Origin of the sequence: Noviherbaspirillum phoenicis, from assembly GCF_047237965.1 — a bacterium.
Lineage (GTDB): Bacteria > Pseudomonadota > Gammaproteobacteria > Burkholderiales > Burkholderiaceae_D > Noviherbaspirillum_A.
On record NZ_JBDFLX010000005.1, the window covers coordinates 42,820 to 60,177 of the forward strand.

At 64.6% G+C, this 17,358-nt stretch carries 12 protein-coding genes and 1 tRNA gene; 12 read left to right on the plus strand and 1 reads right to left on the minus strand.

The window, feature by feature from the left end; all coding sequences use genetic code 11:
• Positions 1-574 precede the first annotated feature (574 nt).
• Entirely contained in the window at positions 575-961 is a 387-nt protein-coding gene (locus ABC383_RS25800) for a hypothetical protein (protein WP_413018565.1), read from the plus strand.
• Here the strand turns inward: ABC383_RS25800 and ABC383_RS25805 are convergent.
• On the minus strand, positions 948-1,922 hold the full coding sequence (locus ABC383_RS25805; RefSeq protein WP_413018567.1) for a LysR family transcriptional regulator: 975 nt from the start codon (positions 1,920-1,922) through the stop codon (positions 948-950). The genes ABC383_RS25800 and ABC383_RS25805 overlap by 14 nt on opposite strands.
• A 224-nt stretch (positions 1,923-2,146) precedes the next feature.
• Between ABC383_RS25805 and ABC383_RS25810 the strand changes: the two genes are divergently transcribed.
• The 11 genes from ABC383_RS25810 to ABC383_RS25860 all read left to right on the plus strand — a co-directional run bounded on the left by ABC383_RS25810 (position 2,147) and on the right by ABC383_RS25860 (position 17,303).
• Positions 2,147-3,010 carry an alpha/beta hydrolase gene (locus ABC383_RS25810; protein WP_413018569.1) on the plus strand — a complete coding sequence of 288 codons (864 nt, stop codon included), beginning with the start codon at positions 2,147-2,149 and terminating at the stop codon, positions 3,008-3,010.
• Positions 3,011-3,181: 171 nt separating this feature from the next.
• Positions 3,182-4,384, plus strand: coding sequence for an efflux RND transporter periplasmic adaptor subunit (locus ABC383_RS25815; RefSeq protein WP_413018571.1), 1,203 nt, complete (start codon positions 3,182-3,184; stop codon positions 4,382-4,384).
• A gap of 3 nt (positions 4,385-4,387) precedes the next feature.
• Positions 4,388-7,582 carry an efflux RND transporter permease subunit gene (locus tag ABC383_RS25820; protein WP_413018573.1) on the plus strand — a complete coding sequence of 1,065 codons (3,195 nt, stop codon included), beginning with the start codon at positions 4,388-4,390 and terminating at the stop codon, positions 7,580-7,582.
• A gap of 161 nt (positions 7,583-7,743) precedes the next feature.
• The gene (locus ABC383_RS25825) at positions 7,744-9,234 is read left to right on the plus strand and encodes an efflux transporter outer membrane subunit (RefSeq protein WP_413019319.1); all 1,491 of its coding nucleotides are present in this window, start codon (positions 7,744-7,746) and stop codon (positions 9,232-9,234) included.
• A gap of 254 nt (positions 9,235-9,488) precedes the next feature.
• Complete coding sequence (locus ABC383_RS25830; protein ID WP_413018574.1) at positions 9,489-9,992, plus strand: hypothetical protein; 504 nt, start codon at positions 9,489-9,491, stop codon at positions 9,990-9,992.
• A gap of 166 nt (positions 9,993-10,158) precedes the next feature.
• Positions 10,159-10,488 carry a hypothetical protein gene (locus ABC383_RS25835; protein ID WP_413018576.1) on the plus strand — a complete coding sequence of 110 codons (330 nt, stop codon included), beginning with the start codon at positions 10,159-10,161 and terminating at the stop codon, positions 10,486-10,488.
• 151 nt (positions 10,489-10,639) lie between these two features.
• Positions 10,640-12,319 (plus strand): bifunctional lysylphosphatidylglycerol flippase/synthetase MprF, encoded by a 1,680-nt coding sequence (mprF, locus tag ABC383_RS25840; protein WP_413018578.1) that lies wholly within the window; start codon positions 10,640-10,642, stop codon positions 12,317-12,319.
• A 239-nt stretch (positions 12,320-12,558) separates the two neighbouring features.
• Positions 12,559-15,120, plus strand: a complete 2,562-nt coding sequence (gene mgtA / locus ABC383_RS25845; protein ID WP_413018580.1) for a magnesium-translocating P-type ATPase — start codon at positions 12,559-12,561, stop codon at positions 15,118-15,120.
• Between the two features lie 416 nt (positions 15,121-15,536).
• A complete protein-coding gene (locus tag ABC383_RS25850) occupies positions 15,537-15,863 on the plus strand; it encodes a helix-turn-helix domain-containing transcriptional regulator (protein ID WP_413018582.1) in 327 nt (108 codons plus the stop codon).
• A gap of 523 nt (positions 15,864-16,386) precedes the next feature.
• A complete protein-coding gene (locus ABC383_RS25855) occupies positions 16,387-17,028 on the plus strand; it encodes an acetyltransferase (protein WP_413018584.1) in 642 nt (213 codons plus the stop codon).
• 194 nt (positions 17,029-17,222) lie between these two features.
• Positions 17,223-17,303, plus strand: a tRNA-OTHER gene (locus ABC383_RS25860).
• The last annotated feature ends 55 nt before the right edge of the window (positions 17,304-17,358 follow it).

The window sequence follows — 17,358 nt, forward strand, 5'->3', positions numbered from 1 at the left end:
TGCAGTTGCAGTTGCCGTTGCAGCTAAAGCACGCGCAGCGACAGTTGCTGTTGCCGTTGCAGCTGCAGTTGTTTTTGAAGTTGTTGTTGCAGTTGCCTTTAAGTCCCGTTGAGCGCGCCGTGACGTCGGTGCATGGAGCGGGAAAAGGTGCGGCGTCTGTCTGAGCCAAGCGTAGCTTGGCGAGTTTAGCCGCGCCCCGCTCCATGCATCGACGGCACGGGGACCCCGCGCAGCGGGGCGCGATCACCGGGTCGCCTTTTCTTGCCTACTTCTTTTGGCGAAGCAAAAGAAGTAGGTCGCCCGCCGGGGCGAACTCCCGGCCTGGTCATGACGATAGTGCTTTCGCGTTGTTTCACCCGCCGTAAAAACGTCACTGCGAAGCAGCAGTTGCTTTTGAAGTTTGAAGTTTGAAGTTTGCCGAAAAACGTCAAAAGCAAAGACGACAGTGCTGCCTGTGCCTTGCCGGGTGACGCAAGGCGGCTGCACTGCCGTGGAGACAAGCCGGGAATCCGTCCCGGCGGCCGGGTCACTTTTTTTGCTTCGCCAAAAAAAGTAACCAAAAAAAGGCGACCCGGTGATCGCGCCCCGCTGCGCGGGGTTCCCGTGTCAGCGGTACCCGGAGCGGGGCGCGGCTAAACTCGCCAAGCTGCGCTTGGCTCAGACAGACGCCGCACCTTTTCCCGCTCCGGGCACCGCTGACACGGCGCGCTCAACGGGACTTCACTGCAACTGCAACGGCCACTGCAAAAGCAACGGCCACTGCAAAAGCAACGGCCACTGCAAAAGCAACGGCCACTGCAAAAGCAACGGCCACTGCAAAAGCAACGGCAACGGCAACGGCAACGGCAACGGCAACGGCAACGGCAACGGCAACGGCAACGGCAACGGCAACGGCAACGGCAACGGCAACGGCAACGGCAACGGCAACGGCTTTGTATCCAGCCCGGTCAGGCTGCAGTGACGGCGTCGACCACAGCCGCCGACACCAGCGGCGCGGGCTGGTCCGCGGGCCGCATGCGCATCTGCGGATGGTTGGCGAACAGGTCCGACACCCACTCCACGAACACCCGTACCTTGGCCGACAGGTGCCGGTTCTGCGGATAGACGATATGCACCGGCAGCGGCTCGCTGGTCCAGTCGGGCAGTAGCTGCACCATGCGCCCGGCGGCGACATGCTGCAGCAGCAGGTAATCGGTCATCTGGACCACGCCCAGGCCAGCCAGCCCGGCCTGCACATAGGCGTTCGAGTCGTTCAGCGCTACCACGCCGCGCATGGCGATGTCGATGCGCTCCTCGCCGCGCCGGAAGTCCCAGTCGTAGGTCTTGCCGGTTTTGGCCGAGAAGTAATTCACGCAGCGATGGCGTTCGAGGTCGCGCGGATGCTCGGGCACGCCGTAGCGTTCGAGATAGGCCGGCGAGGCGGCCGTCACGAAGTTGATCACGCCGACGCGGCGCGCGATCAGGTTGACGTCGCCCAGCTCGCCGCCGCGGATCGCGCAGTCCACGCCTTCCTCGACCAGGTCGACCGGGCGGTCCGTGCTGCCCAGTTCCATCATGATGTCGGGATAGCGCTCGAAGAAGGCGGGCAGGGCCGGGATCAGCACTTCGCTGGCCAGGCCGGTTGCCATGTCCACCCGCAGCCGCCCGCTCGGCGACACGCGGGACCGCGACAGCGATTCGTCGGCATCCCGCACGTCGGACAGGATGCGCACGCAGCGCTCGTAATAGGCGGCGCCGTCGGTCGTCACCGTGACCAGGCGGGTGGTCCGGTGCAGCAGCTTGGCCGATAGCGACGCCTCCAGCGCCTGCACCAGGGTGGAAACCGTGGCCTTGGGCAGTTGCAGTATGTCTGCCGCCCGCGTGAAGCTGCCGGTGTCGACCACCTGGACGAACACTTCCATGGCCTGGAACTTGTTGTTCATGATCTCGATTGTTCAATCTGCTGAATAATGGATTCGCAATTACGCGATTTATTAAATTCTAGTCGATGTCTATATTGTCGGCACGGCAGGTTTGTTCGATAGCCGGGACGGAAACAGGGGTGAGCCATGACATATCGCGACAGGATTCTTGCAGGCCGTGCGCCTGCGCTGGGCACGGCCCCGGTGCGCGCCGCTGGCGGGTGGATGCGATGAGCACGGCTGGCGTGGACGCGAAACAGGCCAGAGCGGCCGGCGACGGCGAGCATGAACTCGAGTCGCGCGAACTGGAAGTCGCGGGTTTCGAAGGCCCGCTCGCGGGGCGCCTGTACCGGGCCGTCGTCGATGGCAGGCGCGACCTCTTGATCGTGTTCTTCCACGGCGGCGGCTTCGTCGATGGCGACCTGGACGAAGCCGATGGCTTCCTGCGCAGCCTGGCCATTGCCAGCGGCTATCCCGTGGTGCTGTCGTCTACCTACACGCTGGCGCCGGTCAAGCCTTTCCCGGCGGCAGTCGAGGATGCGCATGCGGTGCTGGCCTGGGCAAGCAGGAACAAGGCCAAGCTGGGCTGGACCGGCAAGCGCATGCTGGTGGCGGGCATCGAGGCCGGCGGCAACATCGCCGCCGTGGCCGCCATGATGGCGCGCGACCGCGGCGCGCCGCGCCTGGCTGGCCAGATCCTGATCATGCCTATGCTCGATCCCGGCCTGTCCACCTGCTCGATGCGTGAATTGCCCAGTTGCCCGGACAAGGCCAGGCTGGCCGACGAATGCGCCGCCGCCTATCGCGGCTACCTGCCGCATGCGGCCGACCGCAGCCATCCGTACGCCTCGCCGCTGCAGTCGAGCCGGCTGAAGAACCTGCCGCCGGCGCTGATCCTGTCGACCGATGACGATCCGCTGCGCGACGAGGCCGAGGCGTATGCCGCCAGGCTGATCGCCGCCGGTGTCCCGACCACAGTGCGGCGGCTGGCGGCGGCCCAGCTGCAGGAGCCGAATGCCCGCAATGAGTGCGCCTGCACCGGCCATGCGCTGTACGAGATTGCCAATTTCATCGCCGGCCTCGACGGCCAGCCGCCGCCGGGCCGCTGAAACGCCCCTGCGCCATTAAACGCTTACGAAGGAAGAGGACGTGCCGGCCGGCACGGAGGACCCGCTTTTCCCGAAGAACCGGGACGCGCCGCCTGCGCGCCACCATCAGCGACAGCAATGCGCCGAATCACCGAATCACCGAATGAATTTGTCAGAACACGGAGAACCTGCATGAACATCCTCACCACACTAAAGACGAGAGCCCGGCCGCTGGTGCTTGCGCTTGGCGCGGCCGCATTGGCATCGACCCTCGCCAGCTGCTCGGACGCCACCGGCAAGGCCGCTACCACACAGCAGGCGCCAGCCGCCACGCCGGTGTCGGCCAGCGCCGTGCTTGAGCAGCAGATCAGCGAGACGCAGGAGTTTTCCGGCCGCCTCGAGGCCATCGAGCGCGTCGAGATCCGGCCGCGGGTATCGGGCTTCATCACCGCCGTCAATTTCAAGCCCGGCAGCGAAGTGAAGAAGGGCGACGTGCTGTTCGTGATCGACCCGCGGCCCTACCAGGCCGAAGCCGACCGCGCCGAGGCGGCGGCCAGATCCGCCCGCGCCAAGGCGGACCTGGCGCGCCTGGAACTGGCCCGCGCCGAGCGCCTGCTGAGCGACCGCGCCATCGCCCAGCGCGAATACGACGAGCGCGCCTCGGGCCAGAAGGAACTGGACGCCAACGCGCGCGCCGCCCAGGCCCAGTACGAAGCGGCCAGGCTGAACCTGGCCTACACCCGGATTGCCTCGCCGATCGACGGCCGGGTGTCGAAGGCCGAGATCACGCTGGGCAACCTGGTCGATGCGTCCGCCGTGCTGACGTCGGTGGTGTCGCTGGATCGCATCTATGCCAGCTTCAGCGGCGACGAATCGACCTACCTGCGCGTCGGCCCGCAGAGCCACAAGGGCCAGCCGGTGGCCGTGAAGATCGGCCTGGCCAACGAGGAAGGCTTCCCGCACGAGGGTAGGCTGGAATTCGTCGACAACCAGCTCGATACGCAGACCGGCTCGGTGCGCATGCGCGCCGCCTTCGAGAACCGCGACCGCGTACTGGTGCCGGGCCTGTTTGCACGCGTGCAGCTCGGCGGCGGCACGGCGATGACGAACGCCATCCTGATCGACGAGCGCGCCGTGAACACCGACCAGAATCGCAAGTTCGTCTTCGTGGTCGACAAGGACAACAAGGCCGAGTACAGGCCCGTGAAGCTCGGTCCGGCCATCGACGGCCTGCGGGTGGTGAAGGAAGGCCTCGCCACCGGCGACAGGATCGTTGTCAACGGCCTGCAGCGGGTGCGCCCGGGCGCGCCGCTGGCGCCGGAGATGGTCCCGATGGATGGCGAGCACAAGAAGGAAGTCGCCATGGCCGGCACGGTTGCCGGCACGAAGGAGTAGACCATGAATTTTTCACGCTTTTTTGTCGACAAGCCGATCTTCGCGGCGGTGCTTTCGGTGATCGTGTTCGTTGCGGGCCTGATCGCGATCTTCAGGCTGCCGGTTTCCGAATATCCGGACGTGGTGCCGCCGTCGGTGGTGGTGCGCGCCCAGTATCCCGGCGCCAATCCGAAAGTCATCGCCGAGACCGTCGCCGCGCCGCTCGAGGAGCAGATCAACGGCGTCGAGAACATGCTCTACATGTCCTCGCAAAATACGTCCGACGGCGCGCTGCAGCTGACCGTGACCTTTGCCATCGGCACCAATGTCGAGCAGGCCGAGACCCAGGTACAGAACCGCGTCCAGCGCGCATTGCCGCGCCTGCCGGAAGAGGTGCGCCAGATCGGCGTGACCACCGTGAAGAGCTCGCCCAACCTGACCATGGTGGTGCACCTGAACTCGCCGGACGGCCGCTATGACGACCTCTACCTGCGCAACTATGCGGTGCTCAATGTGAAGGACCAGCTGGCGCGCCTGCATGGCATGGGCGAAGTGCAGCTGTTCGGCTCGGGCGACTACGCGATGCGCATCTGGCTGGACCCGCAGAAGGTGGCGGCGCGCAATCTCACCGCCGGCGACGTGGTCGACGCCATCCGCGAGCAGAACGTGCAGGTGGCGGCCGGCGTGATCGGCCAGGGCCCGAGCAAGGGCGCCGAGTTCCAGCTGACCGTCAATACCCAGGGCCGCCTGCAGACCGTGGAGCAGTTCGGCGACATCGTCGTCAAGACCAATGCCGACGGCGCCACCACGCTGTTGAAGGACGTGGCGCGCCTGGAGATGGGCTCGAACTCCTATGCGCTGCGCTCGCTGCTGAACAACCGCTCGGCGGTGGCGATCCCGATCTTCGAGGCGCCCAACGCCAACGCGCTGCAGCTCTCGACCGACGTGCGGGCCACGATGGAGCGGCTGTCCAAGGACTTCCCGGAGGGGGTTGAGTACAGCATCGTCTACGACCCCACCCAGTTCGTGCGCGAGTCGATCGATTCCGTGATTCATACCCTGCTGGAAGCGGTGCTGCTGGTTGCGCTGGTGGTGATCGTGTTCCTGCAGACCTGGCGCGCTTCGGTGATTCCGCTGCTGGCGGTGCCGGTGTCCATCGTCGGCACCTTTGCGGTGATGCTGGGCCTGGGCTTCTCGATCAACACGCTGTCGCTGTTCGGCCTGGTGCTGGCGATCGGCATCGTGGTCGACGACGCCATCGTGGTGGTGGAAAACGTCGAGCGCAACATCGACAATGGCCTGTCGCCGCACGACGCCACCATCCAGGCGATGAAGGAAGTATCGGGCCCGATCATTGCAATTGCGCTGGTATTGTGCGCCGTGTTCGTGCCGATCGCCTTCGTCTCCGGCCTGACCGGCCAGTTCTACCGCCAGTTCGCGCTGACCATTGCCATTTCCACCGTGATCTCGGCCTTCGTGTCGCTGACCCTGGCGCCGGCGCTGTCGGCCGTGCTGCTGCGCAGCCACGCTGCGCCCAAGGATGCATTGACGCGGGGCATGGACCGGGTGTTCGGCCGCTTCTTCGCCAGCTTCAACCGCTTCTTCGGCCGTTCGGCGCATCGTTATGAAGGCGGCGTGAAGGGCGTGCTGCGCCACAAGGGCGCCTCGCTGGTGGTGTATGCGCTGCTGGGCGTGGCGGGCCTGTTCATGTTCAGGGCGGTGCCGCCGGGCTTCGTGCCGCAGCAGGACAAGCAGTACCTGATCGGCTTTGCTCAGCTGCCCGATGCGGCCTCGCTGGACCGCACCGACGCCGTAATCCGTCGCATGTCCGACATCGCCAAGGACATACCGGGGGTGGAGAACTCGATTTCTTTCCCTGGCCTGTCCATCAACGGCTTCACCAATGCGCCCAATGCCGGCATCGTGTTCGTTGGCCTCAAGCCCTTCGACCAGCGCAAGGACAAATCCATGACGGCCGAGGCCATCGCCGCCGAGGTCAACAAGCGCATGGGCGTGGTGCAGGACGCCTTCGTGATGGTGCTGCCGCCGCCGCCTGTCAATGGTCTCGGCACCACCGGCGGCTTCAAGCTGATGATCGAGGACCGCGGCAATGTCGGCTACGACGCGCTGTACAAGGCAGTGCAGGCGGTGCAGATGAAGGCCTGGCAGAACCCGAAGCTGGCCGGCGTGTTCTCCGGCTACCAGATCAACGTGCCGCAGCTGTTCGCGGATGTGGACCGGGTCAAGGCCAAGCAGCTGGGCGTGCCGCTGCAGGTCATCTACCAGACCCTGCAGATCAACCTCGGCTCGCTGTACGTGAACGACTTCAACCAGTTCGGCCGGACCTACCAGGTGCGGGTGCAGGCCGACGCCCAGTTCCGCTCGCAGCCGGCGCAGATGACGCAGCTGAAGGTGCGCAACAACAAGGGCGAGATGCTGCCGCTGTCCTCGCTGATGCAGGTGCGGGACACCTATGGCCCCGCCCGCGTGCAGCGCTATAACAACTACGTGTCGGCCGACCTCAATGGCGGCCCGGCCCCCGGCGTGTCTTCGGGACAGGCGCAGGCCGAGATGGAGAAGATCCTGAAGGAGACGCTGCCCAAGGGCATCGCCTATGAATGGACCGATCTGACCTACCAGGACATCCTGGCCGGCAACACCATGGTGATCGTGTTCCCGCTGTGCGTATTGCTGGTGTTCCTGGTGCTGGCCGCGCAGTACGAGAGCTGGACCCTGCCGCTGGCGGTGATCCTGATCGTGCCGATGTCGATACTCTGCGCGCTGATCGGGGTCAAGCTGACCGGTGGCGACAACAACATCTTTACCCAGATCGCGCTGTTCGTGCTGGTGGGGCTGGCGTCGAAGAACGCGATCCTGATCGTGGAGTTCGCCCGCGAGCTCGAGGACCACGGCCGCACCGTGGTGGAAGCGGCGCTGGAAGCCTGCCGCCTGCGCCTGCGGCCGATCCTGATGACCTCGATCGCTTTCATCATGGGCGTGCTGCCGCTGGTGTTCTCCAGCGGCGCGGGGGCCGAGATGCGCCATGCGATGGGCGTGGCCGTGTTTGCCGGCATGCTGGGCGTGACCTTGTTCGGCCTGTTCCTCACGCCCGTGTTCTACGTCCTGCTGCGCACCCTCGCCATGCGCATGGCCAGGCCCGTTGCCGATGCCGGGCCGGTGGCGCACCCCAATGCCGAACTGGAAGGAACCGTCAAATGAAGAACCTGCATCCAAACCTTGCGGCCATGCACGCAACTTCGCATCCAAGTGCGTCGTTGAAACCGGGTCGCTACATCGACGAAGCGCTGGACCTGGCCTTCGTCGCCAGGCCGGCAGTGCCGCTCGCGGCCTCGGCACGGGCCAGGCCCGTCCCGGCCTTCATGCCGCGGCTGGCAGCGCTGCTGGGCGCGCTGCTGCTCAGCGCCTGCGCCGCGCCCGCTTTCGACCAGCCGGGCGTCGCCGTCCCGGCCGCGTTCAGGGAACCGCAGATGCCGGCCGCATCCCCGGACCAGGTGCGCCGTGCCGAAGACGGCACCACCTGGAAGACGGCGCAGCCGGCGGAGAGCCAGTCGCGCGGGGAATGGTGGCGCGCCTTCCATGACGTCCGGCTCGATGGCCTGATCGCACAGGCAACGGCCATGAACCAGAACCTGTCGGTGGCGGCGGCGCGCGTGAGGCAGGCGCGCGCCATCGCGGGCATTGCCGAAAGCGCCCGCGCGCCGCAGGTGGGCGCGGGCGTCGGCGCGCAGCGCACCCGCGTGTCGCCGCTGGAAGCGCGCCAGGGCGAGGGCACTGCGGTGGCGCCCGTCACCAGCTACCGCGCCAGCCTGAGCGCAAGCTATGAGGTCGACCTGTTCGGCCGGGTGGCTAGCAGCGTGGCGGCGGCACGCGGCGACGCCGGCGCGGTGGAGGCCAGCCTGCGCTCGGTGCTGCTGTCGCTGCAGGCCGACGTGGCGCAGACCTACTTCCGGCTGCGCGGGCTCGACGCCGAACTGGCTACCCTGGCGCGCACGGTGGGGCTGCGCGAGGAGAACGTGCGCATCAACAGCCGCCGCTTCGAGCAGGGCGACATCGGCGAGTTCGACCTGGCGCGCGCCCGTACCGAGCTGGCGACGGTGCGTGCCGATGCAATCGGCCTGCAACGCCAGCGCGCCAATGCCGAGCATGCACTGGCGGTGCTGCTGGGGCTGCCGGCGTCCAGCGTGAGCCAGCCCGACGACCCGCTCGCCATGGCGGCCTTGCCGCTGATCCCGGCCGGGCTGCCGTCCGCGCTGCTGGAGCGCCGTCCCGACATCGCCACTGCCCAGCGCGCGATGGAAGCGGCCAACGCGCGCATCGGCGTGGCGCGCTCGGCGATGTTCCCGGCGCTGACCATCGGCGCCGATGGCGGCGGCGTGGCCGGCGCCCTTGCCGACGTGTTCAAGTGGAGCAGCCGCTCCTGGCTGCTGGGCGCGGCGCTGTCGATGCCGCTGATCGACGGCGGCCGCAACCGCAACAACATCGTGCGCAGCGAGGCGGCGCTGGAAGAGGCCGTCGCCAGTTACCGCCAGACGGTCCTGACGGCCTTTGCCGAGGTCGAGGACAACCTGGCCGGGCTGCGCATCCTGGCGCAGCAGACCGTGGAAATCGACCAGGCGCTGGCCTCGGCGCGCCGTTCGGCCGGCCTGGCGCAGAAGCTGTATGACGCAGGCCGCTCCAGCTACCTGGACCTGCTCGACGCCCAGCGCAACCTGGCGGCGGTGGAACGCAGCGCCGTGCAATTGCGCAGCGACCGCGCAGTCACCACCGTGGCGCTGATCCGCGCGCTGGGCGGCGGCTGGGATGCGCAGCCTGATGCAGGCATCGCGGGAGCGAACCTGGCGGCACGCTGACCTGCGCGACAACAGGCAGGGCATCCGGGGATGCCCTTTGCGGCGGTGCGTGGAAACGCCCGCCGCTTTTTTAGTTGAGATGCTGTAAAAGGGCAGGTTCGATGCAAGCAGGAAATCGACGCCGTGCGGCTGTGCCTGCCGGCTGCCGATGATGCGCAGCGGGCCGGGATGGCGGGACGGCTGACATCTCGAATCCCTTCCTGGAGGCCGGTTACAGCAAAACGCCGTCGCACCGGCTATGCCATCATTCGCCAATGAAACTCATACAGAATCTCTTTCGCCTCGTGCACTGCGCGATGGCGCTGCTATTCGCCTGCGCGGCATTGCTGCTGATCGGCATTGGCGCCCGCATGGGGTGGGATACCATCGCCGCCGGTTTCGACGGCGCCGCGGCGCTGGGCATCATCGAAGCGGTTGGCCTGGTCGCCGCCGCCGTGGTGGCGCTGCAGATCGCGGAAACCATCGTCGAAGAAGAGGTGGTGCGCGACGCCGACATCAGCGCGCCAACCCGGGTCAGGCGCTTCCTGTCGCGCTTTTTCGTCGTGGTCATCGTCGCGCTTGCGATCGAAGGCCTGGTCGCGACCTTCAAGGCCCTGCACGAGGATCCCACGCAGCTTGTCTATGCGGCGGTGCTGCTGGTTGCCGTCGGCGTGCTGCTTGCCGCCTGGGGCTATTTCGTGCGAATGAACGGCATGGCGGAGAAACTCGAGCCCGAAGCCATGGCCGAAGCCAAGAGCGAGGATGAAAAACTGAAGTAACAGGAGACTGCCTGCAACGACCGGGCTACGCCGATCCGACCGCACAAGCAGCTTGTCGGCGCCTGCACGCTGCTTTATTGCGCCGCATCAATAGCGCAACTGCCCTGATTAAGTGGTTATACGGCAATATCTGCGTCATTCATCACCACATCCGGAAAAGAAAAATATGGCTGGGAAATTGAGCGAGCAAATCGACCTGATCACGCTGGACTGCCAGATCGGCGAGCTGAAGCAAAGAATAAGCAGCCTGAAGGAACGGATGGCGACGATGACGTCGCAACGGTACGAGACCAGGAACCAGTCCGTATTGCTGGGCACCATGCAGGAAGTGCTGAGGGACCTGCACCTGCTCCGCCTGGAAATGCTGGCCGTTCCGGGCAGCGAGGACGTTTACCCGGCGCCTGGTTTCCAGCCGGATGGCCGCATCGACATGATTCCTGCAGCAAGGCTGCAGGAGGCGCACCTTGCCGCAAGGCGAGACCCGGTTGCGGCATGAGGGCATAGTGGCTTCCTTCTTTTCTTCCCGGATGGCGCTTCCCCGTGCGGGCAACGTTGTCCTGCAGTCCCTCGCAGCGTTTTCAGGACGCTGCCTGTCCATGCCTCCAGGCCTGCTGCGGCAGGAGCCTTAAGGCAGCTGCCTGCCCACGATGCGGCTGGCTGAAGCGCCCATCGTGAGCCAGCGCTTCGCCGCCGCGCCCCGCCTGGTTGCACTGCTGGTATTCATCGCCGGCGCGGTGCTGCTGTTCTCGGGCGCGGTTCCGGCGGCAAGCGGTCGGCTGGAGGCGCTGCATCGCGTCCTGGCCCTTCCCTATATCGAGGCTTCCCATTTCCTTGCCAGCCTGGCTGGCGCAACCTTATTGCTGCTCGCCCATGCGCTGGGGCGCCGTCTCGACGCCGGCTGGCAGCTGGCGCTGGCCTTGCTCGCGGTGGGTGCGCTGCTGTCCCTGCTCAAGGGAAAGGATGTCGAGGAAGCCACCCTGCTGGGCCTTGCATGCCTTGCGCTGTTGCCGCTGCGCGGCCAGTTCTATCGCCGGTCCTCCCTGCTCTGCGAGCCCTTCACCCGCGGCTGGACGGCAGCGATCCTGACCGTGCTGCTGGCATCCTATCTGCTGCTGTTCCTGACCCATGAGCAGACGCCCATCAACCAGATGGCCTGGTGGGATTTTGCGCTGCATGCCGAGGCGCCACGCTCCCAGCGCGCCACCGTCGGGGCGACGGCGCTGATCGCCATCTTTGCGTTTTACCGCCTGCTCAGGCCCGTCAGGCCGCCGCTGGAGATTCCGGACGCCGCCACCCTGGCAAGGGCGCGCCCGATCGTGGAGCAATCGCGGGCGACCAATGCCAATCTCGCGCTGCGTGGCGACAAGGCGCTGCTCTTCAGCGCATCGGGGGATGCCTTCCTGATGTATGGCCGCCGTGGCCGCAGCTGGATTGCCCTGGGGGAGCCGATCGGGCCGGAACAGAGCGCCCGCGAACTGATCTGGCAATTCCATGCGCTCTCTGACCGTTTCGACGGCTGGTGCGTGCTGTTCGAGGTCGGCGAGAAGTGGCGGTCGCAGTGTGCCGAGCTGGGCCTGGCGCTGACGCCGCTGGGCGAGGAAGCGCGCGTGCCGCTTCCGGAATTCACCCTCGACAAACCGGGAAGCAAGAAGCTGCGCGAAGCGCGTTCCCGGCTGACGCGTCGCGGCTGCCGCTTCCGCATCCTGTCCCGTGAGGAAGTCCCCGCTGTCCTGCCTGCGCTGAAGGCCGTGTCGGATGCGTGGCTGGCGGCGAAGAACGTGGCGGAGAAAGGGTTTTCCAATGCCTCGTTCGATAGCCATTATCTTTCGCAATTTCCGGTGGCGGTGATTGAAGCCGATGGCGGCATCATTGCCTTCGCCAATCTCTGGCTGGGCGCGGGCAGGGAGGAATTGTCGATCGACCTGATGCGGCACCTGCCCACCGCGGCAAACGGCACGATGGACCTGCTGTTCTGCGAACTGATGCTGTGGGGCCGGCGCGAAGGCTACCAGTGGTTCAACCTGGGCATGGCGCCGCTGTCCAATCTGAAGGCCGGTTCGCAGCGCGATCTCTGGTCCCATGTCGGGACCTTTGTCTACCGGCACGGCGAGCACTTCTATAACTTCGAAGGCCTGCGCCGTTACAAGCAGAAGTTCGATCCAGTCTGGCGGCCGCTGTACCTGGCCTCGCCGGGCGGACTGGCATTGCCGGCAATCATGCTGGACATTACCGCGCTGATGGCGGGCAGCCTGTCGGGCATCGTGTCCAGGCATGGTTCCGCGCCGGCCAGGAACGGCGCGGGTCCCACAGCGGCTGGCAGGGAATAGGCGTCGTCCTTTGTCACGGCGCTGGTTCCCGTTGCTGGCGACCTGCCGCGCCGGGCCGGCATGCGCCGAGCATCGGCTTCTGCTCGCCCCTTGATCTTGAGCATTGGCAGCGGCGCGGCAAGTTGCGACAGTAGTCGGGCAGGCTCATGGCCTGCCCTTGCATGCCGGATGCCTGCTGCAGGCAGGAAAACCCGCCCGGACATGTCTGGCCGTCACTCGCCGTCAGGAAGGGAGATCCGATGCCCGCGCCCGCCGTTGAAAAGGATGCCGCATTCTGGCAAGAGCCCCTCGCGGCGCTGATGACCCGTCTGGATGCAAGTGCGGACGGACTCGGCGCCGCCGCGGCAGCCACGCGCCTGGCGCGATTCGGCCCGAATGCCGTGCATGGCGAACGCAGGACTGGGCTGGCTCTACAGTTCCTGGCCAAATTCCGCAATCCCCTGGTGATCATCCTGCTGGTTGCCAGCGGGCTGTCGGCATTCACCGGGGATGCCGTCAGCTTCTTCATCATCGCAGCCATCGTGTTCATCAGCGTCAGCCTCGATTTCTTCCAGGAATACCGGGCAGGGCAGGCGGCGGACCGGCTGCGCCAGTCGGTGGCGGTGCATGCAAGGGTGCTGAGGGACGGCAGGCAGGCCGAGGTCCCGATAGCGGACCTGGTGCCGGGCGATGTCGTGCTGCTGGCAGCGGGCGACCTGATTCCCTGCGACGGCCGGCTCCTCGAGGCAAGGGATTTCTTCGTCGACCAGGCCATGCTGACCGGCGAGCCGTATCCGGTGGAAAAGACGCCCGGCGATGTGCCGGCGCAGACCACCATCCTTGCCGCAGGCAACACCGTGCTGCTCGGCACGTCGGTCGTCAGCGGCACGGCGAAGGTTCTGATGTGCCGCACCGGCGGCGCTACCGCCCTCGGCGAAATCGCCGACACGCTGCTGGCAAAGGCGCCTCCTACCGCCTTCGAGCAGGGCACCCGGCGTTTCGGCATCCTGATCATGCGCATGACGATCCTGCTGGTGCTGTTCGTCCTGCTGGTGAATGCCTTCTTCCACCGCCCCTGGCTGGAGTCGTTCCTGTTTGCGGTGGCGCTGGCCGTGGGCCTCACGCCCGAGCTGCTGCCGATGGTGGTCTCGGTTACCCTGGCGCGTGGCGCGCTGCGCATGGCCGCCAGCAAGGTGATCGTCAAGCGCCTGGCCGCCATCCATAACCTCGGCAGCATGGATGTGCTGTGCACCGACAAGACCGGCACCCTGACCGAAGCGCGCATTCACCTGGAACGACATGTGGACCCGCTTGGCCACGACAGCCGGCATGTGCTGGAACTGGTCTATCTCAACAGCTTCTTCGAGACCGGCTTAAAGAGCCCGCTGGACGACGCCATCCTCGAGCACGCGGAGATCGACGCGACAAGCTGGCGCAAGATCGATGAAGTGCCTTTCGATTTCGAGCGGCGCCGGGTGTCCGTGCTGCTTGACGACGGCGCGTCCCGCCTGCTGATCGTCAAGGGCGCGCCCGAAGACATCCTTCGCCTGTCGGTCAGCTATGACCTGGACGATGGATGCGGCGCGCGTCCCATGGGCGATGCGACACGCGAGGCAATCCAGGCCCGGTTCGAAGCGCTTGGCAGCGAAGGCTTCCGGGTGCTTGCTGTCGCGACCCGTCCGGTGGATAGGGCGCATCCCCATGCGGTGGTGAGCGATGAAACCGAACTGGTGTTCGCCGGGTTTGCCGCCTTTCTCGATCCGCCCAAGCAAAGCGCGCGGGCGGCGCTGGCGAAGCTGGCAGCCGACCATGTCGCCATCAAGGTCATTACCGGCGACAACGAACTGGTCACGCGGCATATCTGCGCCCAGCTCGGCCTTGGGGTGACCGGGGTGCTGACCGGCGCCGACATCGCCCGCATGGATGACCTGGCGCTGGCTGCCTGCGCGGAGCGGACCACGCTTTTCTGCCGGGTGGCGCCGGCGCAGAAGAACCGCATCATCCTGGCGCTGCAGCGCAAGGGGCATGTGGTCGGCTACCTCGGCGACGGCATCAACGACGCGCCCTCGCTGCACTCGGCCGACGTCGGCATTTCGGTGGAGAGCGCGGTGGACGTGGCAAAGGCCGCGGCCGACATGATCCTGCTGGAGCAGGACCTGGGCGTCCTCCATGCCGGCGTGCTGGAAGGCCGCCGCACCTTCGGCAACACCATGAAGTACATCATGATGGGAACCAGTTCCAACTTCGGCAACATGTTCAGCATGGCCGGGGCATCGCTGTTCCTGCCCTTTCTTCCGATGCTGCCGATACAAATCCTGCTCAACAATCTTCTCTACGACCTGTCCGAGCTTCCGATTCCGCTCGACCGCGTGGATGAGGACTCCCTTGGCTACCCGCGGCGCTGGGACATGGACTTCATCCGCAATTTCATGCTGGTCTTCGGTCCCGTCAGTTCATTCTTCGACTTCCTGACCTTCGGCATCATGCTGAAGATCTTCCATGCGCAAGCGCCGCTGTTTCACACGGGCTGGTTCATCGAGTCCATTGCCACCCAGGTGCTGGTGATCTTCATCATCCGCACCCGCAGGAATCCGCTTTCGAGTCGTCCCCATCCGTGGCTGATTGCCTGTGCGCTGCTGACGGTGACAGTGGCCGCACTGCTGCCGTTCACGCCTGCGGGCGCGCAGCTTGGCTTCGTCGCGCCGCCGCCGTCCTTTTTCGTGATCCTTGCAGGCGTATTGCTCTGCTACCTGTTCATTGCGGAGTGGATCAAGCAATGGTTCTTTCGCCGCTTTTATCCGCACACCGCGCCGCGGGCATAGCCGCTGGCGCAGGAGCAGGAGACAAGCAGCGCCCGATGATGTACGGTTCAATGCTTCAAGGGCTGCCGTACGCCTTTCCTGGCCGATTGAATGGTGGAATTGTTCAGCGCCGGCACGCTGCACGAGCCGAAACGCTGTGTGCGCTGGATGCCTGAGGCCAAAACTGATTCTCACGATCCACGAATGCCAGCCTGCCGTGGACTCTCCTTGCAAACAGTGAAAACTTGAGCGATACCAAGCAGCCGGTCGTTGGCGGTCCGATCAGGTTGTGAAGCCCGTGATTCTGACTTATAGATAAGTGGCCGGCGATGTGCCGCCCGCGGAGCGTGCATTCCGAAGGGAAGCCGTCTTTAGGAAATATGTGGCCCGAAATGAAACCCGATAGGGATGGAATTGTGGGACATGAAAGGATGGGGATGAGCAAGCCAGGTGAATTGCCACCGAATTTCGCCGGTTTCGATCCCTTCCAGCCAATCGAGGTTTTTGAAAAGGCATTGGAATTGCACTATCAATGCAAAAACGACGTCGATGAGGAATTCTCACGCATGCTGTTCAGGGATCTGGTTAATCTCACTATTGGATTTGGGGAACTGGCCCGCCGCACTCACATCAGCAGCAAAAGCCTGCACCGGATGTTGAGCAAGCGGGGAAATCCCACAAGCAGGAATATGGCAGCCATCATATGCGCGCTGCAAAATGCCCTGAATGTCAGCATATTGGTGCAGGTCCGCCCGAACGAATAGCCATAGCCTTGCCGGATGAGTTCAGGTTATTCACTGCGCCGATAAGTCGGCCATTGTTATCCTTGATCTTCCCCTATGCCGATGCGTCCGTCGATGGTCAGCACGCCTTCTTCCCATCGGCGCATTTCAAATTGAAACGCACGCAGCAGGCCGGGGGACAACTACCTGTGGAAGCGTGTTCTGTTCGCTAAAGGCTCGGATTGGCGAGAACGTGGGGCCGCCCTGCGTCCTGGCGGCATGGGCGCCAGCGACCTTTCGAAAAGCGCCTCTTTTCGTCAATGTTTCCCTTTGCGCTGTGCCGGTAACCTTTATGTCAATGGGCTTGACCCAGACCAAAATGGACCGGGATGCCGATTTACATATCCTTCCCGAAAAATAGAATGGGTTCGGAAGTCCCGCTTTGTCTGCAATTTTTGATCGTCATTCCGTGCCAATGTCCCGGCCTCCGATTGTCGCGGTGAACATCTTTTCTTCAGGGGCATTTCCGTAAATTGCCTTTGAAGCTTGAACGGGAGTTAATTTCATGACCAAACGCCATATCGCAATTATTGGAGCGGGCGGCCACGCGGAAGTGGTCGCAAGTGTGATTCTCGCTTCAGGTGATTCCATTGCCGGCTTTTATGCCGACGTCCCGTCCCTGTGGGGCTACAGCCTCGCGGGCGCGCCCATTATCGGTCCTGTCAGCGAAATAACATCGGCTGATTGTTCGCATGCGATTATCGGGATAGGCGCAAATGAAGCGAGAAAAAAATTCGCGGAAAAAATCGACATGGAATGGGCAACGATCATTCATCCATTTTCCTGGGTTCACCCTGACGTTCCCATCGGGCGCGGGTCGGTCATCTGTGCCGGGTCCATCGTTCAGCCTGGCGCTCGTATCGGCTCGCACGTCATACTCAATACCAAGGCCAGCGTCGACCATCATTGTCTCGTAGGCGATTATGCGCACATCGCGGTGGCCCACCTTGCAGGCGGCGCATCGATCGACGAAGGCGTTTTCATGGCGCTCTCCTGTACCGTACTTCCCAAGGTGCATGTCGGCGCATGGGCCACGGTCGGCGCGGGAGCGGTCGTCAAAAAGAATGTCGATCCGCACAGCACCGTGGTCGGCAATCCGGCGCGTTCCCTTTCCGAACTGCGTTCGCATGCCAGGGAAGTGCATTGAAGGCGTTTGCATCGCTGGCTGCCTAAACGCCCGACATCCAGAACTGACGAAGGCAGATGGGGGCAGCGGGCGCGTTCTGGCTGGCGCGGTTTTCATGCAGCCCTGTTCCAGTCAATTCGCCGATGGGTAAGCGAGTGCATCAGCCAAGCGCGATCGCGCGTGTTGAAGTAAGGGTTGAAGCAGGCGATTCATGTGGGGGGGTAGCCAAGCGGTAAAGGCACCTGACTAGTTAGGGTTGGGGTTATTCGTTGGTTCGAATCCAACTCCCCCCGCCACGTTTGTTAGCTTCCGGTCGACGCCATTCCCGATGCGCGCCACGGTCGCGGTCTT